Origin of the sequence: Methylomonas paludis, from assembly GCF_018734325.1 — a bacterium.
GTDB lineage: Bacteria > Pseudomonadota > Gammaproteobacteria > Methylococcales > Methylomonadaceae > Methylomonas > Methylomonas paludis.
Map to the genome: position 1 here is coordinate 3,165,757 of NZ_CP073754.1, position 25,203 is coordinate 3,190,959.

The following is a 25,203-nucleotide window of genomic DNA, read 5'->3' on the forward strand; positions in this document are numbered from 1 at the left end:
AATATTAGAATTCAGTCGATACGCCATACTGATTGCCTACAAATCTGACTGGGTATTTTTTAACGCCTGCTACCATTAAGCATTCGCTTACTGAGCCGCTTCTAAAAGGGAAGCAATAAACCCCAGACTCATCAGACATACCCCAAAAAGGTAATACCGAAACATTAAATCATCTGTATCGTACTGATTTTTATATCTCAGCAATATTCGATAACTGACCAAAAAAGCAGCAACAGCAGGCACTTGCAACACAGGACTACAGAAACGTTGCCAAGGATCGCTAGGCAGTTGACTATAAGACAGCGCAAATGAAATGAAAAATGCCGCCACTGCAAAACATAGCGAAATTTGGGCGATCCAATAATATCTGACTCTATCCAATTCGGCTTGTGGTAACCAGTTTCCGCAATCACATTGTTTAGCTGTCCCTAAACGTCCGATTGAATCATGTTTTCTTCCACAGTGAGAACAAGCATAAAAACTATAACGATACATCTTTTCAATCCTCGTTTAACCGATAACCCACACCAGTTTCAGTGAGTAAATAACGAGGCCGCGCTGGGTCTGCTTCAATTTTATGGCGTAATTGGCCCATATAAATTCTCAGATAATGATTATGCTCAATAAATGAAGCCCCCCAAACTTTTTCCAGCAATTGCCGGTGAGTAACCACAAATCCTGCGTTATGAATCAATGCGCATAACAAGCGAAATTCAATTTGGGTTAGATGAATTTCCCGCGCCCCCATAAATACACGCCGTTTTGTCAGCTCAACTTTCAACTCCCCGGTCTGGAAAACCTCCTGATTACTATTGGGCAATTTACCGATACGTCTTAGTAAAACCTTGATGCGGGATAACAACTCTGCGTTGCTGAATGGTTTAGTTAGATAATCATCCGCGCCGTTATCGAGTGCCTGAGTGATATCGCCTTCCTTATTCCTGGCCGAAAGTACGATGATCGGTAAATCCGTCCATTTACGCAGGCGGCAAATGACTTCCTGGCCATCAATATCCGGTAGTCCCAAATCAAGTATCATCAGCTTGGGGTGTTTACTGCGGGCAGTATCAAGCCCTTCTTTGCCGGTTTCCACGGCCAGAACTGTATATTGCTGATTTTCCAGTGTAGTCGTTAACAACGACCGAAACTGTGGATCGTCTTCAACTAACAAAAGTAATGCTGTCTGCATTTTCAAGGGTACATCCTATTTATTCTGGCTCGATTGATGGAGGAGATTGCAGAATAGGCAGGTGCAACTGAAATATTGCCCCACCGCCGTTGCGGTTGCTAACTGAAACCTCACCGCCATGTGCTTCGACGATGGCTCGGCAAATTGAAAGCCCCAAACCCACACCGCTTTGAGCACTTTCAGCATGAATTCGAAAAAATTTATCAAAAATTTTGTGTTGAAATTCCTCAGCAATCCCAGGACCACGGTCAGCAATGGTAATAGTCAGACCAAAAGGGGTTGTTTCAACGGAAATGTCTATCGGCAGCCCTTCCGAAGAATACTTGTCTGCGTTATCCAGCAGATTTACCATCACTTGTTGAAGCAATACAGCATCAACCAGTATTAAGGCCTGGCTATCGGCAATTTGTACATTTACTGGTCGGTTATTTAACTTTTTATCTAGTCGGCGCAAAGCGCAACCAACAATTTCCTCAGCTTCGTACCATTGCCGATTCAGTACAACTTCACCGGCCTCCAGTTGCGCCATATCCAGAATTTTGATGGTCAACTCCGACATCCGCTGAACTTCTTCATTGATGGCTCGTACCAGTTTACGGCGGCTGTTTTCATCCAGATGTTCGCCATCCGACTCCAAGGCACTGGATGCACTAACAATAGTTGCTAATGGCGTACGCAGATCGTGGGAAATACTGCTAAGCAGAGAGTTTCTTAATGTTTCGGACTGCATTTTCAAGGTGGCATCTTTGGCTTGTTCAGCCAAATTAGCCCGCTCCAAAGTATGAACTATCTGATTCACAAAAGTGTCCAGCAAACGCCGCTGTTCCGGCAAGAATATGCGCCGCAAATTAATCGGCTCGAGAACCAGCACACCAATAGCACCTGTCGATCCGATAAGTGGGATGTATACAGCTTTCTCACTAGGCAAGGTATCGGTGCCGTTACCAGCTATCTGACCATGATTAAATACCCAACGAGCCACCCCCAAGTCGGCACCCAGTAATGAAATTGGCAAAGGTATATGGGGGGGATAACACAACTTACCGTTCCGATCGGGGAATAAAAATGTATTGCGACCACCAAATTCAGCATGGATATGCCGTACACCAATTTCTATAATCTCATCTTCCAAACGAGCTTCCGCCAACTCCTTGCTCAAATGATAAAGCGTGGATGCGCGTCGCTCTCTGTATCGGGCTACCTGGGTCTGGGAACGTACGTTATCGGCTAGATTGCTGGTAACTGCACCCACCACCAACATGACGGCCAGGCCTATCAGATCCTCTGGATCGGCTATTGCGAAAGAAAAAATAGGTGGTGCAAAAAAGAATGCAAATAAAGCGGCACTTGCTAATGACGCCAAAATTGAAGGCCATAAGCCAAAACGCATAGCCACGAAGAACACGCCCAGCAGATATACCAAAAGAATATTACTCGGGCTCAACACTTCACGAAACGGCCAGTCGATTAAGGTCAAGACCAGAGCTGTCACAACACCCCACAGCGGATTTCCATAATTCTTATCAGAACTTAACCGGTCGACATGATCTTCAGCCAATTCAGGCGATGACTTTAAGATGGGCAGACTTTCGTCACCTAACAGATAAAAATTGATGCCGTGGGCCTGACTGATAATAGTGTCTACCACTGAACCCAAAAACCATCTGCGCCAACCTTTTCGACTGGGCCGGCCTAAAACCAGTTTGTTGATATTATGTTCGTGGGCATACTGGAGTATGGTGTTTCCCATGTTTTGCCCAGACAAAGTAACCGTGTTGGCACCCAGACGCTCGGCCAGGCGCAAAGCCTTTAACACCTCATCCCGACGGGAGGAGGAAAGCCGCTGTAAAGCCGGTGTTTCGACATAAACAGCAATCCAACTAGCGTGCAGACTGGTAGCCAGACGTTTTGCCGCCCGCACCAGTTTTACCGCTTGGTGATTAGGGCCAATACATACCAATATTCGCTCTCCCACATTCCAAACTTCACGGATTGCATTTTCCTGGCGATAATCCTGCATTTGCGCATCCACTCTTTCAGCGGTACGGCGCAGCGCCAGTTCCCTTAGCGCTATCAGATTACCTTTGCGAAAAAAATGACTCAGCGCACGCTCTGCTTTTTCAGGTAAATAAACTTTTCCTTCGCGCAATCGCATCAACAATTCGTCGGGCGGTAAATCCACCAGCTCTACTTCATCTGCCGCTTCAAATACCGTGTCGGGCACGGTTTCCCAAACGCGGATACCGACAAAACGACCGACATCCTCATGTAGGCTTTCCAGATGCTGTACATTCAGCGTCGTGTAAACATCGATACCGCTTTCCAACAATTCTTGGACATCCTGCCAACGTTTGGGATGGCGCATGCCGGAAAAATTGGTATGCGCTAATTCATCGACCAGAATTAAATCCGGATTTCGTTTTAGCGCCGCATCCAGATCAAACTCCTTGCGGCAACTACCACGACGGTTCTTCATCAATACTGGAAGCTGCACCAAATCTGCCAATTGCGCCTGAGTTTCCGTTCTGCCATGGGTTTCTACAAAACCCACCACTACATCTCGGCCATCCTGTGCCAACAAACGGGCCGCCTGTAACATGGCATAGGTTTTACCTACACCCGCCGCCGCCCCAAAAAAAATTTTCAGGTGCCCACGGCCATTGCGCGCCTCATAGCGTTTTGCTCGCTCTAAGAGTCGATCAGGATCAGGCCTATGCATGGCTTCTTACTCGCAGAAATAAGTGGAATGACTTTCTAACAACTGAACTGTTCCTTAATTGCCTACTGTACTGCTAAAAAAGCCTTGGTCATGTACTCTTTCAGCTTTTTGTCTTCATCATAAATAAGCAGCGCTTTAACATCTTTTTCTTCTGCGATGCGCTCGGCTGCCTTCTCGCCAACGCACAGCAGTGCGGTGTCCCAGGCATCCGCCCAGGCCGGATCATCATGCATGACAGTAACAGAACGCAGATGATGGCTGACAGGCCGGCCTGTTTTAGGATTCAAAATATGCGAATAGGTGATGCCCTTGTCTTCAAAAAAATTTCGATAAGTGCCGGCGGTCATGACAGCCGAGCCGGCCTCTTCTCTAATGTCTATCACCCTTTGTACGCTTCTTGATACAGGGACAGGTGTTTCGACACCAATTCGCCAGTTATCACCATTGGCCTTACGGCCTTTAACCATCATTTCCCCACCGATTTCGACCAGATAATTCTGAATCCCCAATGCTTCCAAACGATGCGCCACCACACCGACACTATAGCCTTGGGCAATGGAAGATAAATCAATCTTGAGTTTGGGATCTTTCTTTCTAATCCGCTGCTTAGTTCCATCAATTTCAAGCAGCGACATGCCGATGTGAGGTAAGAGCGCCGCAATTTCTTGATCCGTTGGCACCCGTGTGTCATGGCTAGAAAACCCCCATAAATCGAACAGGGGTTTTACGGTCAAATCATAACAACCCTCCGAATATTGATAGACAGCGTTGGCAATAAGCAGTAAATCGGTAATTTCCCGTGAAATCGGCAGCCAATGACCAGTTTCCTGGCGATTGATACGCGATATTTCCGAATCTTCTCGATAATTTGACAATTGCGCATCAATTTCAGCCAGTGTCGTCGATATTTGCCGCCTAATCTCTTCCAAAGGCGACGACTTATCATCAAGTACCATTTTGATATGATAAGTAGTGCCCTGAGCTGCACCTTCCACTTCAGTTTCACTACGGTTATCTTGGCATCCGGATAACATCAGACAAATCAATATAATTGTTGATAAACAAGCGGTTTTCATCGTCTTCTCGCTAATATTTAATCTTGAGTAAGCAAAATTCATGGGCATGACATTAAAACTGCACAACTGCGTCTATTCCCATTACCACCTGATTAAACTGCCGCCCTGCATCAAAAGGTGCAGTTTGTGCCTGCGCCCAGTCGTAACGCACTTCAGGGCGAACCAGCAACCAGACTTTGGGTTTCCAGTTTAGACCTGCTGTCACATCGTAATAACTGGCCTCGCCACTGTTATAACGAAAACCACTCTGGTCGCGAAACCATTCGCCGCGCACCCCCAGCCCCCAAACATCGTTGAGCTGATAAGTAAGATAATTAACAACGGAATACCAGACAGCTGTCGTCTGATTATTATTGACGGCATGATTCACGGTGCCTCTGTCGTGCTGTATCACATAATGCCATTTTCCAAATTGTTGCTGAAAAATCACCGAGTAATACTCCAAATCATTGTTCGGCATATTCTGGTAAGCGTTGCCCTGCATAATTGAAAACGACAACGCCGTGCCTGTATCGGCGTTAGCCCAATTAATACCGCTCATCTGCCCCCAAGCCCCCGGATTCAAGTCGAAATTGTCCATCCCCTTAGCTGCGCTAAGATTGACATTCCATTGATCATTGATGGTGTAATTGAACAATGCACCGGTGGTGGTAAAAGGTGATGATTTAAAGCTATAGGTATGAGATGAAAAGAAATTCAAGGCCGATGGCACCGATTCATAACCGATAATGGTATAAAAATGGCCTAATTTTCCACTCAAGCCATTACCGACCGGCGCAAACACTTCCACATAGGCTTGCGGCACCGCCATATTGTAATAACTATCCGGATTCATAATTTTGGTATCCCAGGTTCCGGCTGCCTGGGTATAACGCGTGTCTGTACCGAACATATAGTCCAATCGACCGCCGATATCCCAATGCTCGCCTTTGCTAACGGCTTTTTCGACGAAAAGATTCAGTTGATATAAATTCAACTCACCGTTGCGATCAGTCATATTCATGGGGCCATTACTACTATCGTGCGGATCATCAGTGTTGTAATTAATACCAGCTGTTCCCCAGCCACCCAAAGTCCAACCACTATTTTTCAGTCCAAGCCAACTGCTTGCATCTTTACCAGCGTATTGGGAAATAAGTCCGGTTGCGGTTGGGTCGGCCTCGTCGGCGCTGGCCGAACAAGCAAACACCAGCACTCCACAAATGCCAAGAGTGATATGAAAGCCTAACTTTGTCATGGGCAAAAACCTTAATTGTTATTATTTGAATTTGATAACTCGTCCAGAGCCAGATTAAGTTCCAAAACATTAACCCTGGATTCTCCTAAAAAGCCAAATAAGACTGGCCGGATATGAGCTTGTATTAATTCTCTTACTTGTAGAACCGATAAATGCCGTGCTTTAGCCACACGGTTTATTTGATAGTGGGCGCTGGCTAGGCTTATCTCCGGATCTAGCCCACTGGCGGACGAAGTAGCCAGATCGGCAGGAATCGGCTTGTGCTTATCCGGATCGGCGGATTGCAAAGCCAGCACCCGAGCACTAACTTCCTGGACTAGTGCCGGATTTAAGGGTCCAAGATTGGAGCCACCCGATAAACCGGCGTTGTATGGAAAGCTACCCGTGGCGGACAACCTTCCCCAAAAGTAATAATCACTACTAAAGTTCTGGCCTATCAACCGAGAACCAATCAGCTTACCGTCCTTCTCAATCAAACTGCCGTTTGCTTGAACCGGAAAAAACAGCTGGGCGATCCCTGTTATTAACAATGGGTAGCCTAAGCCGGTTAATATTAAGAAAAATATAAAGGTGGAGCATAAGGGACGCAGATTATTATTCATTATTAATACTCCTGATCAGACCAGATTAAGAAAACCCAAGATAAGGTCAATGGCCTTGATACAAAGGAAAGGGGTAATCACTCCACCCAAGCCGTATACAAATAAATTCCGCTGTAATAATTTGGCAGCACCCAAGGGACGATATTCCACCCCCTGCAGTGCCAGCGGAATCAAGCAGACGATAATCAATGCGTTGAAGATTACAGCAGACTGAATAGCTGAATGCGGGCTACTTAAGTGCATAATGTTCATGGCACCTAATTGCGGATAAGTCCCTACAAAAGCGGCGGGAATAATAGCGAAATATTTAGCAATATCATTGGCGATACTGAAGGTAGTCAGAGCGCCACGCGTCATCAGCATTTGCTTGCCGATTTCTACAATCTCGATAAGCTTGGTCGGATTAGAATCCAAATCCACCATATTGCCCGCCTCTTTGGCTGCCTGAGTACCTGAATTCATAGCCACCGCGACATCGGCTTGTGCCAATGCCGGGGCATCATTAGTGCCGTCACCGGTCATGGCAACAATCTGGCCCTTGCTCTTATGCTGACGAATCAAGGCCAGCTTGGCTTCAGGGGTAGCTTCCGCCAAAAACTCGTCTACCCCTGCTTCAGCGGCAATTGCAGCGGCAGTTAAGGGATTGTCGCCAGTAATCATAATGGTCTTGATACCCATGCGCCGTAGTTCGGCAAACCGCTCCCGTATGCCGGGTTTGACCACATCCTTCAGTTCTATCACACCTAATATAGTGCCGCCATCCGCAACAACCAGGGGTGTACTGCCACTTTGCGCCACTTCCTCGACCTTACGAAACACCTGTTCAGGAAAGGGATGATTCAAGAATTCCACGTGTCTACGCATGGCATCAACAGCACCTTTACGGATTTGTCGACCAGCCACATCAACACCGCTCATCCGAGTCTTGGCAGTAAACGGATAAAACTCCCCACGCATTTGCTCCTGACTATGAAATCGCTGCTGAGCCAAAGCCACGATGCTGCGACCCTCCGGGGTCTCATCCGCTAAGGAAGCCAGACAAGCCGCATCCGCCAAAAACTTTTCGGAAACGCCGGAGGCGGGATAAAAAGCTGAGGCATGACGATGACCAAAGGTAATAGTACCGGTTTTATCCAGCAGCAAAATATCGACATCGCCCGCAGCTTCTACAGCGCGGCCTGAGGTGGCAATGACATTGGCTTGTAGCATGCGACTCATACCCGCTACCCCAATAGCTGATAGCAGACCCCCAATGGTAGTAGGAATCAGGCACACCAACAGCGCAGTGAGTACGGTAATAGTGACCGGTAAACCCTGGACACTGGTTTCGGTGCTAAATACGGAAAACGGCAAAATGGTGGCCGTAGCCGTTAAAAATACGAATGTCAAAGCCACCAGCAAGATGGTCAAGGCGATTTCGTTGGGTGTCTTGCCGCGTTTGGCGGTTTCCACCATCGCGATCATCCGTTCAAGAAAACTGTCACCTGGATTGCTGGAAACACGTACCACCAACCAATCGGACAATACCTGTGTACCACCAGTAACTGAACAGAAGTCACCGCCGGATTCGCGGATAACAGGAGCCGATTCGCCGGTAATCGCGCTTTCATCAATCGAAGCTTCACCTAAAATCACTTCACCATCCGCAGGAATCAAGTCACCGGCTTCGACTAGATAAAGATCACCCTGCCGCAATTTATCTGCCGAGATTAGAGTCCATGCCGCGTCATTGTTTGCTTCAGCCAATTTTTTAGCCGCTACGGTTTTACGTAAGGAACGTAGCGATGCTGCTTGCGCTTTACTACGACCTTCGGCAAGTGCTTCTGCAAAATTGGCAAATAGCAGAGTGAACCACAACCACAGGGCTATCGATAAAATAAACATTATTGATTCACCACCACCCACCATGGTCTTAACCAATAAAACTGTCGTGCCGAGACTACCGACCAAACAAATAAACATTACCGGGTTGCGCAATTGAACGCGCGGCGACAGTTTACGAAATGACTCCACCAGCGCCGGCTGAATCAGCTTGGCATCAAATAAGTCGAATTTAGTACGGCTCATGGTTGGCTCCATTGACCATGCGGCCACAAAGCAAAATGTTCCGCGAATGGACCCAGTACCAACGCAGGAAAATAGGTTAATGCGCCGACAATCAACACCGTGGCTATCAGCAATACAATAAACAAAGCACCGTGAGTGGGTAATGTACCCTCTCCCGGTAACAGTCTATGCTTCTTGGCCAGCGCGCCGGCAATTGCCAAATATGGGACTATGGAAAAAAAGCGCCCAAACCACAAAGCCACAGCGAGCATGGTGTTGTAATAGGGCGTATTGGCGGAAAGTCCGGCGAAAGCGCTGCCGTTATTATTGGCTGCCGAAGAAAATGCATAAAGCACTTCACTGAAACCATGCGACCCCGGATTCAGAATCCCCAACTTGCCATCCGGCAGCAATATCGATATAGCCGTACCGACCAAAACCAGCAACGGGGTTATCAAAATAGAAATTGAAATCATTTTCATTTCATAGCTTTCGATTTTCTTACCTAAATATTCTGGGGTGCGTCCTATCATCAAACCAGAAATAAACACAGCAATGATGGCAAAAATCAGCATCCCGACCAAACCCACTCCGACACCACCGAAAACCACTTCACCCACCTGCATCAACCACATACAGACGAATCCGCCAATTGGAGTAAAAGAGTCATGCATGGCATTAGAGCCTCCGGTACCCGATGCAGTAGTGATGACTGCCCACAAAGCAGAACCATCGCTGCCAAAACGCATTTCCTTGCCCTCCAGATTGCCGCCACTTTGATCCAGACCCAAGTGACTAAGCAAGGGATTCCCTGCCTGTTCGGCATACATCGCCACCAAGGCAGAGCCGGCAAACATAAAGACCATAGTAAATAAAATAGCCCACCCCTGACGTGTATCACCGACGATACGTCCAAAACTGAAACACAAAACCGCCGGGATTAGAAACATTGCCAACATACCGGCGAAATTTGTCAGCGGGGTGGGGTTCTCGAAAGGATGAGCCGCATTGACGTTAAAAAAGCCACCCCCATTATTACCCATCACTTTGGTGGCATCTAAAGAAGCCGCAGGCCCCATAGGCAAAATCTGCTTTCTTATAGAAACCGACTCAGTCACGGCTTGCCCGTTAGCATCCTTAATCGGCTGCCCGGTTGCATCCAATTTAGGTGTCTGATATTGCGTAACATCCATAGTTTGTATTGCGACAAAGGGTTTAAAATTCTGAATAGCCCCCTGTTGCACAAGAAAAATTGCCAGTATTACTGACAAAGGGAGTAACACGTAGGTACAGGCGCGCACCATATCTACCCAAAAATTGCCGATAAAGGCTGTCTCATGGCGAGCAAAACCACGGAACAACACAAAAGCCACACAAAGCCCGGTAGCCGGTGCAACAAAGTTCAAAAAACCCAGTCCCAGCATTTGCGTCAAATAACTCATCGTAATTTCGCCGGCATAACCCTGCCAACAGGCTGCAGTGAGGAAGGAAATCGCTGTATTTAATGAGGAGTCGGGGCTGACTGCGCTTAAATCCTGTGGATTTAACGGTAAATCGGCTTGCCAGCGCTGCAAGGCATAGACCCATAAGGCAGCGAGAGCATTAAATAATACCAATACATAAGCATATTCCTGCCAGTGCATTTCCTTACGCGCATCAATGCGCAAGAGTCTGAACAAATACTGTTCGAAAGGTGCCAGCACAGTCAAGAAACCAGATGGTTCCATTGCCGCAGTAATAAAGGCTCCAAGTGGTTTTACTGCAAGCAGTAATATCAGTAGAAATACCACTAATAAGCTAATAGCATGGGAACTCATGTGAAATCCTCTGGATTGATCAGTGCAACTATCAAATACACCACCAAACACATAACAACCAACAGGCTAATCGTGTATTCAGCTGTCATTTGCGATTCTCCAAGACATCACAACCTTTGATGAGGAATAGGGCCAAAACCAGAAACAGCAGGTATAAAGCAAGATAAAAGATATCCATTGCATAACTCCTTAAAAAGTAAAGACAATGGATAAATATTAAAGACTTTGAAGTAAAGTTCTCGTAAAGACTTGTCAACTAAAAAGAAACAATCTGCATCGAATTATTAAACAATTATCAAAAACAGACTCAAGGTTCAGGCATTAAAAAAGCCGGTTTAACCCGGCTTTTAAATCAAAACCACCAATTAAATTTAGCGATACTGCTGGATTGGCAACATTAAAAAACACCGCCATTGAGTAAAAACAATGTGCCTATACTGGCAAAAAAACCTAAGAGTATGGCCGGCATCCAGCGTAAATGCAGCGTAAAGGTATACCCCTCGCCTTCTTTCATATGTCCTTTCATTAAACCCAATACATGCAAGGCTGGCGCAGAACCAATCGCCAATAAACTGCCGCCCACGCCCAAGGTTAAAGTCAATAACAGCCATTGTTGCATCGAAAAAGGCGGATGCATGTTTAACACAGCAAACATTAAGGTACCGTTATCAATAGACGACGATGATAAACCAATCATGATATTGGCTAAAGTTGGGCTAATTTCTGTAAACAGATAATGAGCCATAGCATCCAAATAACCTAAAAAGCTCAATGCTCCCACTATCATCATGGCGCCATAGAAAAATAACAGAGTATCCCAATCAACTCCGGCAATACACTTAAAAACATCAAAGCCCTTTTTAGAATCAATTGTTTGGCGTGTTTCGGGAATTAAAAAATGACTCAATTTTTCGGATTTAGTTAAATAATACGCAAAGAATTGTAATATCGCTAAGCCAAACATCATGCCGGCTATGGCCGGCATATCAAAAAAAACATTTGATAAAATGGTCAGACTAAAAGTAAATATAAATATAAAGACAATCCTCTTGCTGCCACGCTTTAACGCAGGTGTTTCTTTAGTAAAGACCGGATTTTCTTTAGTCACTGCAAAATGCATTATTGATGCCGGGACTAAAAAATTCACCATACACGGAATCGTTAAATTAAAAAACTCAGTAAAATGCAACATATTTTGTTGCCAAACAAAAAAGGTGGAAATCCCCCCCAACGGACTTATTGTCCCTCCGGCATTAGCGGCAACCACTGCATTCAATCCTGCCAGACCAACGAACTTAGGTTGATCCTTACCTATGACCAAAATGATATAGCCCATCAACAAACCGACAGTCAAACTACTAATCACTAGCGACAGCACAAAGGCCAACACGCCGGTAATCCAAAATAATTGCCGATAACTATATTGCCTATTGACTAAAACAATGCGCAAAGCGTCGAATATCCCCCGCTCGGTCATAGAATTCAAAAAAGTCATCGATACGGTAATAAATAAAAACAACTCTGCATAAGCTGTTAAATTATTTTGAAAAACCACGGCAACATTTTTGGCTGAACCATATTCCATACTATAGTAAACAAATATTGATCCCCAAATTAATGCCGAACCCAAAACCATAGGCTTTGCTTTGCTCAATTGATGCAAGTCTTCAGTCATTGCAATAGCATAAACAATAAAAGTGACTGCCACCGCAAAATAGCCCACGAAATGATGCTTCAAATCTAATTGTGTTACCGCGCCGATTTCTTCTGCAAAAACAAAAGACGGCAAAAGACACATTAATATTAAAATAAAGAATTCCCTAATCCTGAAAAGCTTATGTGTGTTTTTCACTTGATCTCACTTATTAACCTTAAAATATAAGCATCTGATTGATAACTATGGTATGACGGGCAAAAGCCTTGCACATCACTTACAGCTTCAATTTGGTTGAACAACCTTCAAATACTAAAGATTTAGGTATAAAGATTTTGTAAAGATCTGTAAACAAATAAAAAACTCACTGTTTCATATTTAAGAACAATTGAGCAGCGCTGGATTTGACTAACAGGACTGATGCCAAGTACTTTCATAGCAAGCACCGGCCGTCCAGAACATTGTAAAGACGCCTGTTAAGGCACGGAGACGAGAACCATCCAGCAAGCTACTTGGTAAAGCTCAGCTTATTTCTGAGTTCCATCAATTCATTTTTATTCAGATCGGAAACCAACCAATAATTCATATTCTGGAAATTGAAGGCGAGTACATTAAATCCGTTACGAGTAGTGGCGTACTCCTGCTGTAAGCCATTTTGGTTTTCAGGCCAGATGAAAACATTGATCAAATGCTGTCTGCGCCGATACACTAAAGCGGTGACTGGTCTGGCTGCCAAATAATCCAAACGACCGCCAACCAGCGGGTATCCCTGTTCGCTCAGATCTATCACCAGCGGAGAAAAATCCAGTTTGCCGTTAAACCAGGGCTTCACAGTATGTTGATCGGAAGATGCCACATCGGTTAAATGCGCCGCCATCAAAGAGCGAATATGGTCGGAAACAATTTCATCAACCAAAAGATCAAACCTTGATGCAGGTTGTAATTGATACCCCAGGCTAACCGATAACAATACGATTGAAAATGCTGCCAATGGCTTCAGTAAGCTCTGTGAGGGCCACAGGTTGATAAATCGACTTTTGGGTTTTTCAGTATTTCCGTCAATTTTTTGCAGAGCAAGGCTAAGGCTATCGGGCACCCGATGGTAATTCATGCTTTGACGGATGCTATTGCTCAGATTTGTCAGCTGCAATACTTCATTTTGGCAGTGCTTGCAAATTTCCAAATGTGCTTCCACATCCAGAATCCGCTGCAAATCTAATTCATTATCCAGATAAGCCGAAATTAAAGAAGCCACTATTTTGCAATTCATTGCGATACCTCCCCTCTAAAATGCGGAGCAAGTAAGCTGCGCATCAAACCACGAGCACGGGCCAATCTAGACATAACAGTACCGACAGGTATTCCTGCAATTCCGGCGATCTCATGATAAGAAAACCCCTCCTGCTCTCTTAATACCAACACCTCTCTGAATTCAATGGACAGTTCCTGCATGGCTTGGTTGATCAAATCCCGATCCACAGTTTGAAACATGATTTGTTCAGGCGTCGAATTGTTAACAACTGACTCAGACAATTGATTTAACAGCTCACCATGACCACTCTCTTCATCAAACTCTTCCATTTGCAGATTGTTCTTGGACTTTAGCCAGGTGTAGCAAGTATTTCTGACTATCGCCAAAAGCCATGCTTTAGCGTCCGCACCTCTAAATCCATCAAAATGTCGAAACGCCTTCATATAACTCTCTTGAACGATATCTTCGGCGTCCTGATGATTTCGGGTTAACCATTTTGCCAAATTGTAGGCCGCATCCAGGTGTGGAATAGCAATTTGATTGAATCTTTTTATCTTGTTTTGCTTAATCAAGGAGCCACCCGCCAAAGTTCCATACCTGATATTGACTTGCTTAAGTGTTTATTTATTCCCAATAACGCATTTATTTGTAAACGTCGGGAATAAATTGGCAACCTAAACGGTAGAGAAGTAATGAATTCAGTTAACTTTACAACAATCTGGAGCTTTTGTTATGCGAGACAAGATAAATCGAAGAGATTTTATAAAACTGGCTGGTATCGGTGGGGTGGTTTTTGCTTCCGGCCTGGGATTTGATGCCATCGCCAAAGCACAACATGGCAAGCTCTCCCCCCCCCGGATATCAGGACTTCTTCTTTGTCCAACTTTCCGATACCCATTGGATTCAATGGCCCGCTCATCAATCCCAATGCCGATCAGACCTTACTCAAAGCAATTGAAAGTATTAATCGTTTAAAGCATCAGCCGGATTTTATTGTTTTCACCGGCGATTTAACCCACACTACCGACGATCCGCAAGAAAGACGGCTACGAATGCAGGCGTTTCGAAAAATTATAAGTAATCTGCACGTCAAAAATATCAAATTTTTACCGGGCGAACATGACGCATCCCTGGATAAAGGTGCCGCCTATCAAGAGTTTTTCGGCGATTTACATTATAGCTTCGACCACAAAGGCATTCATTTCATCGCACTGGATAATGTCTCCGATCCGAAAGCGCTACTAGGACCAGCCCAATTAGATTGGCTAAAAGCCGATCTTGCTCAACAACATACCGATGCACCTATCGTTGTGTTAACTCATCGTCCACTTTTTGATTTGTACCCACAATGGGACTGGAATACCCGAGATGGTCAGTCGGCACTGGATTTATTGCTGCCTTTCACTAATGTGGCAATTTTTTATGGACATATCCATCAGGAACATATTCATACCACTGAACATATCATCCATTACGGCGCAAAATCGTTGATATTTCCTTTACCTGCACCTGGCTTGGCGCCTAAGCGTGCACCAATTCCCTGGAAAGTAGACCAACCTTATGCTGGTTTAGGCTATAGAAATATTGAGTCTTATTCAAAACAGAAAACCTACTCAATTGACGAGATAGCTATCAGCGCAGGAGAATTGATATGAACCATAAATTAATGATTATCTACTTACTGGCGTTGGCTACACTAGTGGCAGATACCCACGCCGACACAAATAATGCAGCCGAAGCGGATATTCCCGTTATCGTTATTACAGCAAGTCGATTTGTGTATAGCCCCAATCAAATTACTATCAAAAAAGGCCAAACTGTTTTGCTGGAAATCCAAGCAACTGATACCCAGCATGGATTTTCCATTCCTGATCTCGGCGTGCGTGTCGATGCCATCCCTGGAGAGAAGAAAACCATCAAGATAACGCCAACCAAAAATGGCAGATTTGTGTTCTACTGCGACATTTTTTGCGGTTCGGGCCATGAACAAATGGCAGGGGAAATTATTGTAGAAACCTAAATATTACAAATCTAATCAGAATTTAATTTTTACCTTCTTTGAGGTGGAATAGCACTAGCCTTGACAACCACTTTATGCAGCCAGTCTGATTCATTCAGCCACTTGAATTTCCAATGCCCGAGTTATCAAAGCCCTGGAAATCCACTTCAAGTGGCCACTTTCAACCTATCAGCTCACTATTAATCCGCCAAATCCACAAAGCCATGCAAGCCCCGCTTTGATTCAGCAGCCAGCCAATTTTGCAGGAACAATAGTTCTTCAGTGGGGCTTAATTGATCCAAGGGCTGTTTCTTTTTTAATAATCTGAATGCCGCCGACAATACTTTGAGTTTGTCACCACTGATGCCGGCGCGTCTTAAGCCCACCAGATTTAAACGGTAATGACGGGCAGGTCGTCCGCCGATCAGCATATAGGGCAACACATCCATATTAATGCCGGTAGTACCCTGAACAATGGCGTAAGAACCGATACGGCAAAACTGATGTACCACCACAGCTCCCCCCATAAAGACATTGTTACCGACTTGAACAAAGCCGCCGATGGCGACATTGTTGGCGAAAATAGTTTTGTTACCGACACTGCAATCGTGAGCGACATGGCTGTTGTTCATGAAATAGCAATTAGAGCCAATACGGGTACTACCATCCACCACGGTAGCACGATGTGCGGTAAAACCTTCCCTGAAAACATTACCGTCGCCAATTTCCAGCCAACTGACAGTTTCCGGATTGAAACCGGTATCTTGCGGCAAGCCACCCAGCACAGCGTGAGGATGGAGAATATTAGCTTCTCCCATGCGAACCCGGCCATGAACTACGGCATGAGCACCAATTTGGCTGCCGGCACCGATCACTGCACCGGCTTCGATTACGGCAAACGGCCCAACGCTGACACCATCGCCTAATACGGCATTAGCTTCGACATAGGCAGTGGGATGTATGGTTATTGGCATGTTATCCTCTGGGATGATGTTGGGTATGAATTTGTTTCAGGCGTTGCTGAGCGATATGGGTATAAATCTGAGTAGTCGATAAATCCGCATGACCCAGCAGCATTTGCACCACGCGCAAGTCGGCGCCATGATTCAGCAAATGGGTGGCAAACGCATGACGCAAGGTATGCGGCGATAAATGTTTATCTATACCGGCCTGCTTGGCCTGATTTTTGATGATATGCCAAAACGCCTGTCTTGTCATATTCGTGCCGCGCTGAGTAATAAACAGATAATCGCTTTGGCGTTTACCCAAAATTTGCGGTCTGACACTATTAATATAATGCTCCAGCCAGTCCATAGCCTCTTCGCCAAACGGTACCAGTCGTTCTTTGTCGCCTTTGCCGATAATCCTTACACAGCCCTGGCGCATGTGCAGTTGCTGAAAAGTTAATTCGACCAATTCAGATACCCGCAAACCGGTGGCATAGAGCAGTTCCAACATGGTTCTGTCTCTAAATCCCAATGGTACTATGGTGTTGGGGGCTTGTAATAAGGCCTCGACATCCGCTTCGGATAAGGAGGCCGGCAAAGATCGGCCCAGGCGCGGTGCGTCAATAAGACTGGTGGGGTTGACCTGTATTTGTTTTTCCCGAAGCAAATAGCCGTAAAAACGCCGCAAACTGGACAGCCCACGCGCTGCCGAGCGATTGGCACTACCCTGAGTTTGCCGGTAGTGCAGATAGGCCGAAATATCCTCAGTAACAACTTCCGCCAGCGTTTTGAGTTTTAGCCAGTCATCGAATTGTTTAAGGTCAGTGCCGTATGCTGCCAGAGTGTTATTACTTAAACCATGTTCCAGCCACAATGCATTCAGAAAGGCCTCTATGCTCTGAGTTGACTTCATGACTTTAATTACCCAGTTTGCAGATACAAAAAAAGGCAGCTCAAGGCTGCCTTTTGGCGTGATAAAAACTTTAACTCAGCAAATACTGCTATGCACAATGGCTGTTAGCCATCCCGTCCATCAATCGGGCAGTATCGGCAACACCGACACTGGATTTGATTTGCATCAGGGTAGCAAAATGGTGCCGGTTACAGCCCCAGCCATGTTTGCAGTTGTTGCTTAAGACAGTTTTTCTTTGATACGGGCAGCTTTACCTGTCAGATCACGCAGATAATACAGTTTGGCGCGGCGCACATCACCACGGCGTTTAACTTCGATACCGCCAACCGCCGGGCTGTGAGTTTGGAAAACCCGCTCTACGCCGACACCATGTGAAATTTTTCTGACGGTAAAAGCTGAATTCAAGCCGCGATTACGTTTGGCAATGACTACACCTTCAAACGCCTGTAATCTTTCCCGGGTGCCTTCCACTACTCTTACCTGCACAACAACGGTATCGCCTGGGTTAAATTCAGGCACATCTGTTTTTAACTGTGCATTTTCTAATTCATTAATTATGTTACTCATTACCCTACCCTAATGTATCAACTTCAGTTCTAAATTCATTCAGCAAAGCTTGCTGCTCTGCACTTAATTCCTGTTTTTCCAGCAAGTCCGGCCGTTTCAACCAGGTTCTGCCCAAGGACTGTTTCATTCTCCAACGTTTAATCTCGGCGTGATTGCCGCTTAATAAAACATCGGGCACATCACCCAGATCACTTTGCTCAGGCCGCGTATAGTGCGGACAATCCAGCAATCCGTTGACATGGGAATCCTGTTTGGCTGAGTCTTCATCACCCAGCACACCAGGCAGCAAACGGCTTACTGCATCAATAACAATCAGGGCCGCCAATTCACCGCCGCTGATGACATAATCTCCCAACGACCATTCTTCATCGCATATCTGGCCGATAAAGCGTTCGTCTATACCTTCGTAGCGTCCTGCCACCAGAATTAACTGCCGGTGTTGGCTGGCTTCCTGCATCAATTGCTGGGTAATGGGCTTACCTTGTGGACTCAGATAAACTACTTTACTCAGGCCACCAGCCTGTTGCTGTTTTGCCGCATTTACCGCATCAAGCAAAGGTTGAAACTTCATTACCATACCCGGGCCGCCGCCATAAGGACGATCATCGACAGTACGATGTTTATCCTGAGTATAATCACGCGGATTCCAGAGATTCAGCGCCACAATGCCCTGCTCTATAGCTCTGCCGGTTACCCCGTAACTGGCTGCGCTACAAACCATTTCCGGAAACAGACTGACAACATCAAAACGCATTACTATATTCAGAAATCCGGATCCCAGTCCACAATCATTAGTTCGGCTGCCAAATCTATACTTAATACTGTCTGCGGCTGCAAAAAGGGTATCAAGCGTTCAATTTCACCGTCTTTAACTACCAACACGTCATTGGCACCGGTTTCCAGCAAATGATCGACTTTACCCAGTTTTATACCAACAGCGGTTTCCACCGCCAGACCCACAAGATCTGTCCAATAGTATTCACCCGCCCTGGCTGCCGGCAATTGTGCCCGGCGAATCAGAATATCTGAACCCAGCAAGGCAAAAGCCGCATCGCGATCGGAAACACCTTCCAACTCGGCGACCACAGTATTACCGTGGCGTTGCCCGGCAAGCACTTTAACTTCCCTGGTTTGCTGATTTTTTTGCAATACCCAAGGTGTATAACTGAGGATATTCTCGCGCGGCTCGGTAAATGAATATATTTTTACCCATCCTTTTACGCCGAAAACGCCGGAAATTTGACCAGCGTTCAGAAAGTCCTGATTAGGCAAAACGGCGACTTAAGCTGCTGCTTTGACAGCGTCTTTAATCAATTTGGCGACGCGATCAGTTGGTTGAGCGCCATTAGACTTCCAATACTGAACGCGTTCGCTATCCAGTACCAGTCTTTGCTCGGCACCACGCGCCAATGGATTGAAGAAACCAACACGCTCAATGTAACGACCATCGCGGCTGTTTCTGCTGTCAGTAACAACTACGTGATAAAAAGGGCGATTTTTAGAGCCGCCTCTGGACAAACGAATGCTTACCATTATGAATACCTTTGAAACACAAATCGGAGTTTAATTTTCCTATTTTACGCGATTTTCCGCATAAGTGAAGTGCTAATTATATTTTTTACAATCTCATGCCGCGCATATTGCTTTGTAAGCCGCGCATCATGTTAGCCAGATTGCCTTTACTAAATTTTTTCATCATTTTTTCCATCATCTGATGCTGCTTCAACACCCGGTTTACCGCCTGGACATCCTGCCCACAACCTTTTGCTATCCGCTCCTTGCGACTGCCTTTGATCAGATCCGGAAAACGTCTTTCCTGCTTAGTCATGGAATTGATCACTGCAATCTGCCGAGCCAGATCGTTGTCATTAACTTTTTCTTTAATACCTTTCGACATAGCACCCATACCCGGCATTTTGTCGATCATGGCGCCAATACCACCCATGTTTTGCATTTGCAACAACTGCTCTTTTAAATCCTCCAGATTGAAGCTCTTACCTTTTTGGATTTTTTTAGCCAGTTGTTCGGCTTTAGTTCTATCAACTTTTTGCTCAATATCTTCAATCAGCGACAGCACATCGCCCATACCCAAAATCCGCGAAGCCAGCCGATCCGGATGAAACGGCTCCAGCGCATCGGTTTTTTCGCCAACACCGATAAATTTAATGGGCTTACCGGTAATATGTCTAATCGACAAAGCCGCTCCGCCCCGGGCATCGCCATCTGCCTTGGTCAGCACTACGCCCGTTAATGGCAATGCATCATGAAAAGCCTTGGCAGTATTGGCAGCATCCTGGCCGGTCATGCTGTCCACTACGAACAGGGTTTCTATCGGATTGATAGCCTGATGCAGGGCTTTTATTTCCGCCATCATTTCATCATCAACATGTAAACGACCGGCAGTATCGACGATCACCACATCCAGAAACTGGCGTTTGGCGGCATCAATGACCCGATTGACAATATCTACCGGCTTTTCAGAAATGTCGCTGTCAAAAAACTTCAGCCCAACATCTTCAGCCAGAGTTTGCAACTGCTTGATAGCCGCAGGACGATATACGTCAACACTGACCACACCCACTTTTTTCTTTTTCTTTTCTTTGAGATGTCGGCCTAATTTTGCTACGGTGGTGGTTTTACCCGCCCCTTGCAAGCCGGCCATCAGAATAATTGCAGGCGGCTGAGTACGCAGATTCAGCTCTTCATTGGCCGAACCCATAATCTTGACCAACTCGGACTGAACGATTTTGATCAAGGCCTGACCGGGAGTCAAACTGGTTTGCACTTCCTGACCCAAAGCACGCTGGCTAACCTGATCGATAAAGTCGGTCACAACCGGCAAAGCCACGTCCGCTTCCAGCAAAGCCATTCTGACTTCGCGCAAGGCTTCGCTGATGTTGGCCTCGGTCAAACGGCCCTGGCCTTTGAGTTTTTTTAAGGTACCGCTCAGGCGGTCGGTTAAATTATCGAACATATCTTTTTTATTTTTCTATAATTCGGGCTGACTATGGCTAACCGGCAACGGTTAAAACAAACTGGTTAGATCAAATTGGGCGCTTAGTTTAACATAAGCCATTCATTTCGCATTTTGTTTATCCATAAACGACCGCTATGTATACCACTATTGTCGGCATAATCTCATTATTAAGCTACGTATGCGCTGCTGTGCTACTGGCCAAGGAACTTTTTCAAGGCTTGAGCCAGCAACGTGCGCCTATCTTTCTAGCCTGGCTGGGAGCAGCCTTGCATAGCCTATATCTAATTCTGATTTTTCAGCAGCACCACGATTTTAATTTCAGTTTTTTTAATGCCGCCGCCCTGGTAGTTTTATTTATTGTACTGATTTTACTGTTTGCCATACTGGATAAACCACTGGAAAAACTGGGCATTGCCATTTTTCCGCTGGCCGCCATACTTTTGGGATTGGATATGATTTTTCCAGAAAAAATCCATCCACTGTCAGCCCATAACTGGCAAATGAACACCCATATCCTGACTTCCATTATTGCCTTCAGCCTGCTGAATATTGCCGCCCTGCAAGCAATTTTACTAGCGATTCAAAACAAACAATTGAGAAGCCATCATCCGCGCCGCCTGATGCTGGCTTTGCCGCCATTACAGGCCATGGAAACCCTTTTATTTCAGACTATAGCCGCCGGCCTGCTGTTTTTAACACTCTCACTGACCAGCGGATTTATGTTCATCGACGATTTGTTTGCCCAACACCTGGTGCATAAAACAGTGCTATCCATCTTCGCCTGGATAATTTTTTCTGGCCTGCTGATCGGCAGACTGCGTTACGGCTGGCGCGGCAGCACCGCCATTCGCTGGACATTAACTGGATTTTTATTATTGCTGCTAGCCTATTTCGGCAGCAAACTGGTGTTGGAACTAATCCTGAAAAAAGTTTAAACCGTCGCCACATTCCGGCAAGCAGACCAAAACTGACACGAAACCAAGGATATTTGCTCAAATAAATTCCGCCAACCGGAATTAAACGAGACACAAAAAACCCTAACCCTAAACTGCCTTAAGCAAGGTTAACGGTATTAACTGGATGAAATATTGGCGTCCCCAGGGGGGTTCGAACCCCCGTTACCGCCGTGAAAGGGCGGTGTCCTAGGCCACTAGACGATGGGGACTAAGACTATGCGCAGTAAGCCGCGCTAATTTTGAAGCAGTGAATTTATAACCAGAACTAAGTTCTTGGCGTCCCCAGGGGGGTTCGAACCCCCGTTACCGCCGTGAAAGGGCGGTGTCCTAGGCCGCTAGACGATGGGGACTAAGACCTTAACAATTAACCGAATTGGTGGAGCCAAGCGGGATCGAACCGCTGACCTCTTGCATGCCATGCAAGCGCTCTCCCAGCTGAGCTATGGCCCCTTGGTTAAGTCCGTACATTATACAGACTTTTCTAAGCTTGTCTAGAAATTATTCTCCTTAATGAAAGCTATAGCCCGATTAATCCTGGACAATGTCTTATCCCTACCCAGTAAAGCCAAGGTTTTATCAATGGCCGGCGAAACGCCGCCACCCGAGATGGCTACCCGCAAGGGCTGGGCAATTTTACCCAAACCCAATTGCAATTGTTCCGCACTGTCCAGCACAACCTGATGTAAAACTTCAGCTTCCCAGTCTGTCAGCGCCTCAAACTGTTGCCATAAATGCTGCAGAACTTCAGCACTGCCGGCCTTGAAATTCTTTTTCACGGCAGCCTCATCGTAGCCCTGAAAGTCCTGATAAAAATACACACTTTGCGCGGCCATTTCCACCAGCGTTTTACAACGCTCACGCTGAATTTTGACAACTTCGGCCACGACTGGACCAGTTGCGGGATCAATACCCAGCTCACCCAAATGCCAACTGAGATGATGACCAACATGCGCGGGATCACTATTCATCAAATACTGATGATTCAGCCAGAGTAGTTTTTCGGTGTTGAAGGTGGAAGCCGAGACATTGACTTTTTCCAATTCAAATAACTGGATCATTTCATCCAGACTAAACAATTCCTGGTCACCATGCGACCAACCCAAGCGAACCAGATAGTTTAATAAGGCTTCCGGGAGAAAGCCGTCGTTACGATATTGCATAACGCTGACCGCACCATGGCGCTTGGACAACCGCGCCCCATCCGCACCCAAAATCATCGGCACATGGGCATAGACAGGTAATTGCGCACCTAAGGCATTGAGGATATTGATCTGGCGCGGCGTGTTGTTGACATGATCATCACCGCGAATCACATGAGTGACCCCCATATCCATATCATCCACCACCACAGTCAGGTTATAGGTGGGAGTGCCATCGGTACGAGCGATAATAAGATCATCCAACTCCTGGTTGGCGACAATGATACGGCCTTTTACCAGGTCGTCGATTATCACCTGACCATGCTCCGGGTTTTTGAATCTCACCACCCTCTCACCTTCGCCACTGACCCCATGCCGGCATTTGCCGTTATAACGCGGCTTTTCCTTGTTGGCCATTTGCTGTTCCCGCAAGGAATCCAACTCCTCGCGACTGCAATAGCAGTAATAGGCATCACCCTGCGCCAGCAATTGTTCTATGACTTCCTTATAGCGATCAAAGCGCTGGGTTTGATAAAACGGGCCTTCGTCATATTCCAGCCCTAACCAGGTCATGCCCTCAAGGATGGCGTTTACCGACTCCTGACTGGAGCGCTCAAGATCAGTATCCTCTATTCTTAGAATAAAGCGGCCACCGTGTTTACGGGCATACAGCCAGGAAAACAAGGCAGTTCTGGCACCACCAACATGCAAATAACCGGTAGGACTTGGGGCAAAACGGGTTCTGATACTCATTATAATTATTTGGTTGTTAAAAATTTCTTGGCATATTCACTAGGTATGGTTTTGGCGGCACTCAGGCGCATGGCTTGATAATTAAACTGTACCGAGCCCTGGGGCACTTCATTCTTGCCCAGAATCGCCAGCGAGGTAGCATGGCCCTTGGCGGCGGCTTTTTCATACCAGTGAGTTGCTTTGTCTCTGTCGCTGACCACACCCAAGCCCCGATCATACATGGCAGCCATCACTACTTGGGCATCAACCAAGCCTTGATTGGCAGCTTTTTCCATCCAGATAGCCGCGGATTTTTCATCTTTTTCCAGGCCATCTCTACCCAGAATATATAAAGAGGCCAACTTGGCCTGAGACAACGCATCGCCCTGTTCGGCTGCTTGTTTAATATTATCGGCACCCTGGGCGAACACCCCCACTACGTGCAACAGCAAAAAAATTAACCATAATATTTTGCGCATAATACTTTCTCCACCGAGGTAATCAAAATAGCTGTGCATTATTTCATGCCCAGCTAAATAGGTGAACTTTGGATTCGCTGCATTGCCAGAATCTGCATGCCGATTAATTAATTCCCAGGCATTTCTGCCATTATTGCCGACACAATCGCACTGATTTAGCTAAATTTTTTAATTATGATTGTCCTTAACCTAAAAATCTGGGAAACTTTTGGCAAATTCTGAACATTCACAGAAACATGCCTGACAGTTATACCAACATGATAAAAGTGATACTGGTTGATGATCACATCTTGGTGCGCAGCGGAATTGAAGCATTATTGAATGCCGAAAACGATATAAGGGTAATTGCTGCCTGTGGTTGCGGTGAAGAGGCTTTGGAAATCATCAACCAGCAGACCCCAGATGTGATTCTGATGGATATCAATATGCCGGGCATGGGCGGCATAGAAGCCTGCCGACGCTTACTGAAAACCTTACCGGAAATCAAAGTCATCGGCTTGTCGGTACAAACCAGTCCAACCCTAACCAAACAATTGCTCAAACTTGGCGTGACCGGTTTTATTTCTAAAACTTGTGCTGCTGATGAAATGGTAAAAGCGATCAGAACGGTGATGTCCGGCAACTTTTACCTGTTTCCAGAATCGGAAATCGAATATCGGGATGTCGGCAGAGCGCCGACATCCATAACACCGTTTGATGCACTTTCCCAACGTGAATCACAAGTCACCAATCTGACTTTGCAAGGCAGCACTATTCAGGAAATTTCCCAAATTTTGCAGTTGAATGCCAAAACGGTCAATACTTATCGGTATCGGATCTACGAAAAACTGCAGATCAAAAACGATGTGGAGTTAACCCGACTGGCAGTAAAATTCAACTATCTTGATACTGTTTGAGTTAAC

27 protein-coding genes and 3 tRNA genes are annotated in these 25,203 nt (G+C 46.0%); 6 read left to right on the top strand and 24 right to left on the bottom strand.

The features are described 5' to 3' along the window. Positions 1-87 precede the first annotated feature (87 nt). The 12 genes from KEF85_RS14365 to KEF85_RS14420 form a co-directional block, all read right to left on the bottom strand. Complete coding sequence (locus tag KEF85_RS14365; protein ID WP_215581737.1) at positions 88-495, bottom strand: hypothetical protein; 408 nt, start codon at positions 493-495, stop codon at positions 88-90. A 4-nt stretch (positions 496-499) separates the two neighbouring features. Continuing rightward, the gene (locus tag KEF85_RS14370) at positions 500-1,189 is read right to left on the bottom strand and encodes a response regulator (protein WP_215585181.1); all 690 of its coding nucleotides are present in this window, start codon (positions 1,187-1,189) and stop codon (positions 500-502) included. A gap of 19 nt (positions 1,190-1,208) precedes the next feature. Beyond that, positions 1,209-3,908, bottom strand: coding sequence for a sensor histidine kinase (locus tag KEF85_RS14375; protein ID WP_215581740.1), 2,700 nt, complete (start codon positions 3,906-3,908; stop codon positions 1,209-1,211). A 62-nt stretch (positions 3,909-3,970) separates the two neighbouring features. Next, a complete protein-coding gene (locus tag KEF85_RS14380; RefSeq protein ID WP_246534963.1) occupies positions 3,971-5,026 on the bottom strand; it encodes an FAD:protein FMN transferase in 1,056 nt (351 codons plus the stop codon). A 10-nt stretch (positions 5,027-5,036) separates the two neighbouring features. Continuing rightward, positions 5,037-6,221, bottom strand: a complete 1,185-nt coding sequence (locus tag KEF85_RS14385) for a porin (RefSeq protein WP_215581742.1) — start codon at positions 6,219-6,221, stop codon at positions 5,037-5,039. Between the two features lie 11 nt (positions 6,222-6,232). Further along, positions 6,233-6,823: a potassium-transporting ATPase subunit KdpC gene (gene kdpC, locus KEF85_RS14390; protein ID WP_215581743.1), complete on the bottom strand. Its 591-nt coding sequence runs from the start codon at positions 6,821-6,823 to the stop codon at positions 6,233-6,235. A gap of 15 nt (positions 6,824-6,838) precedes the next feature. Then, positions 6,839-8,890, bottom strand: coding sequence for a potassium-transporting ATPase subunit KdpB (gene kdpB / locus KEF85_RS14395; RefSeq protein WP_215581745.1), 2,052 nt, complete (start codon positions 8,888-8,890; stop codon positions 6,839-6,841). After that, the gene (kdpA, locus tag KEF85_RS14400; RefSeq protein WP_215581747.1) at positions 8,887-10,686 is read right to left on the bottom strand and encodes a potassium-transporting ATPase subunit KdpA; all 1,800 of its coding nucleotides are present in this window, start codon (positions 10,684-10,686) and stop codon (positions 8,887-8,889) included. Before kdpA ends, kdpB begins: the two co-directional genes overlap by 4 nt. Continuing rightward, positions 10,683-10,775 (bottom strand): K(+)-transporting ATPase subunit F, encoded by a 93-nt coding sequence (gene kdpF / locus KEF85_RS17130; protein ID WP_215581750.1) that lies wholly within the window; start codon positions 10,773-10,775, stop codon positions 10,683-10,685. The genes kdpA and kdpF overlap by 4 nt, the downstream gene beginning before the upstream one ends. A 308-nt stretch (positions 10,776-11,083) precedes the next feature. Then, positions 11,084-12,538 (bottom strand): sodium:proton antiporter NhaD, encoded by a 1,455-nt coding sequence (gene nhaD, locus KEF85_RS14410; RefSeq protein WP_246534964.1) that lies wholly within the window; start codon positions 12,536-12,538, stop codon positions 11,084-11,086. A 310-nt stretch (positions 12,539-12,848) separates the two neighbouring features. Next, positions 12,849-13,610: an anti-sigma factor family protein gene (locus tag KEF85_RS14415; protein WP_215581752.1), complete on the bottom strand. Its 762-nt coding sequence runs from the start codon at positions 13,608-13,610 to the stop codon at positions 12,849-12,851. Then, the gene (locus KEF85_RS14420) at positions 13,607-14,179 is read right to left on the bottom strand and encodes a sigma-70 family RNA polymerase sigma factor (RefSeq protein ID WP_215581754.1); all 573 of its coding nucleotides are present in this window, start codon (positions 14,177-14,179) and stop codon (positions 13,607-13,609) included. The genes KEF85_RS14415 and KEF85_RS14420 overlap by 4 nt, the downstream gene beginning before the upstream one ends. A 145-nt stretch (positions 14,180-14,324) precedes the next feature. Between KEF85_RS14420 and KEF85_RS17135 the strand changes: the two genes are divergently transcribed. From KEF85_RS17135 to KEF85_RS14435, 3 genes are read left to right on the top strand one after another with little or no spacing between them, the layout of a single operon-like run. After that, positions 14,325-14,567, top strand: a complete 243-nt coding sequence (locus tag KEF85_RS17135; RefSeq protein WP_215581756.1) for a twin-arginine translocation signal domain-containing protein — start codon at positions 14,325-14,327, stop codon at positions 14,565-14,567. Further along, positions 14,468-15,247, top strand: coding sequence for a metallophosphoesterase family protein (locus tag KEF85_RS14430; protein WP_215581758.1), 780 nt, complete (start codon positions 14,468-14,470; stop codon positions 15,245-15,247). The genes KEF85_RS17135 and KEF85_RS14430 overlap by 100 nt, the downstream gene beginning before the upstream one ends. Beyond that, positions 15,244-15,612, top strand: a complete 369-nt coding sequence (locus KEF85_RS14435; RefSeq protein WP_215581760.1) for a cupredoxin domain-containing protein — start codon at positions 15,244-15,246, stop codon at positions 15,610-15,612. Before KEF85_RS14430 ends, KEF85_RS14435 begins: the two co-directional genes overlap by 4 nt. A gap of 179 nt (positions 15,613-15,791) precedes the next feature. On the opposite strand, the gene lpxA is transcribed toward KEF85_RS14435, so the two are convergent. Together lpxA and xerD are read right to left on the bottom strand one after the other, a co-directional pair. Then, positions 15,792-16,565 carry an acyl-ACP--UDP-N-acetylglucosamine O-acyltransferase gene (gene lpxA / locus KEF85_RS14440; protein ID WP_215581762.1) on the bottom strand — a complete coding sequence of 258 codons (774 nt, stop codon included), beginning with the start codon at positions 16,563-16,565 and terminating at the stop codon, positions 15,792-15,794. A 1-nt stretch (position 16,566) separates the two neighbouring features. Beyond that, positions 16,567-17,451 carry a site-specific tyrosine recombinase XerD gene (gene xerD / locus KEF85_RS14445; RefSeq protein WP_215581764.1) on the bottom strand — a complete coding sequence of 295 codons (885 nt, stop codon included), beginning with the start codon at positions 17,449-17,451 and terminating at the stop codon, positions 16,567-16,569. Between xerD and KEF85_RS14450 the strand changes: the two genes are divergently transcribed. After that, positions 17,450-17,674 carry a hypothetical protein gene (locus tag KEF85_RS14450; RefSeq protein ID WP_215581766.1) on the top strand — a complete coding sequence of 75 codons (225 nt, stop codon included), beginning with the start codon at positions 17,450-17,452 and terminating at the stop codon, positions 17,672-17,674. The genes xerD and KEF85_RS14450 overlap by 2 nt on opposite strands. On the opposite strand, the gene rplS is transcribed toward KEF85_RS14450, so the two are convergent. The 5 genes from rplS to ffh form a co-directional block, all read right to left on the bottom strand. Then, a complete protein-coding gene (gene rplS / locus KEF85_RS14455; RefSeq protein WP_215581768.1) occupies positions 17,671-18,018 on the bottom strand; it encodes a 50S ribosomal protein L19 in 348 nt (115 codons plus the stop codon). The two genes, KEF85_RS14450 and rplS, sit on opposite strands and share 4 nt — an antisense overlap. Before the next feature lie 4 nt (positions 18,019-18,022). Beyond that, a complete protein-coding gene (gene trmD, locus KEF85_RS14460) occupies positions 18,023-18,772 on the bottom strand; it encodes a tRNA (guanosine(37)-N1)-methyltransferase TrmD (RefSeq protein ID WP_215581770.1) in 750 nt (249 codons plus the stop codon). An 8-nt stretch (positions 18,773-18,780) separates the two neighbouring features. Continuing rightward, positions 18,781-19,290: a ribosome maturation factor RimM gene (gene rimM, locus KEF85_RS14465; RefSeq protein WP_215581772.1), complete on the bottom strand. Its 510-nt coding sequence runs from the start codon at positions 19,288-19,290 to the stop codon at positions 18,781-18,783. Positions 19,291-19,299: 9 nt separating this feature from the next. Then, positions 19,300-19,551: a 30S ribosomal protein S16 gene (gene rpsP, locus KEF85_RS14470; RefSeq protein ID WP_215581774.1), complete on the bottom strand. Its 252-nt coding sequence runs from the start codon at positions 19,549-19,551 to the stop codon at positions 19,300-19,302. An 85-nt stretch (positions 19,552-19,636) separates the two neighbouring features. After that, the gene (gene ffh / locus KEF85_RS14475) at positions 19,637-20,992 is read right to left on the bottom strand and encodes a signal recognition particle protein (RefSeq protein ID WP_215581776.1); all 1,356 of its coding nucleotides are present in this window, start codon (positions 20,990-20,992) and stop codon (positions 19,637-19,639) included. 137 nt (positions 20,993-21,129) lie between these two features. Between ffh and KEF85_RS14480 the strand changes: the two genes are divergently transcribed. Beyond that, positions 21,130-21,930, top strand: coding sequence for a cytochrome C assembly family protein (locus KEF85_RS14480; protein WP_215581779.1), 801 nt, complete (start codon positions 21,130-21,132; stop codon positions 21,928-21,930). A 154-nt stretch (positions 21,931-22,084) separates the two neighbouring features. On the opposite strand, the gene KEF85_RS14485 is transcribed toward KEF85_RS14480, so the two are convergent. The 5 genes from KEF85_RS14485 to KEF85_RS14505 form a co-directional block, all read right to left on the bottom strand. After that, positions 22,085-22,160, bottom strand: a tRNA-Glu gene (locus tag KEF85_RS14485). 65 nt (positions 22,161-22,225) lie between these two features. Next, positions 22,226-22,301, bottom strand: a tRNA-Glu gene (locus tag KEF85_RS14490). A gap of 24 nt (positions 22,302-22,325) precedes the next feature. Further along, a tRNA-Ala gene (locus KEF85_RS14495) sits at positions 22,326-22,401 on the bottom strand. A 41-nt stretch (positions 22,402-22,442) separates the two neighbouring features. Further along, positions 22,443-23,843 carry a glutamate--tRNA ligase gene (gltX, locus tag KEF85_RS14500; protein WP_215581781.1) on the bottom strand — a complete coding sequence of 467 codons (1,401 nt, stop codon included), beginning with the start codon at positions 23,841-23,843 and terminating at the stop codon, positions 22,443-22,445. Between the two features lie 5 nt (positions 23,844-23,848). Then, on the bottom strand, positions 23,849-24,301 hold the full coding sequence (locus KEF85_RS14505) for a tetratricopeptide repeat protein (RefSeq protein ID WP_215581783.1): 453 nt from the start codon (positions 24,299-24,301) through the stop codon (positions 23,849-23,851). 236 nt (positions 24,302-24,537) lie between these two features. Here KEF85_RS14505 and KEF85_RS14510 point away from each other — a divergent pair, with 236 nt between their 5' ends. Next, positions 24,538-25,197, top strand: coding sequence for a response regulator (locus KEF85_RS14510; RefSeq protein ID WP_246534965.1), 660 nt, complete (start codon positions 24,538-24,540; stop codon positions 25,195-25,197). Positions 25,198-25,203: the final 6 nt, after the last annotated feature.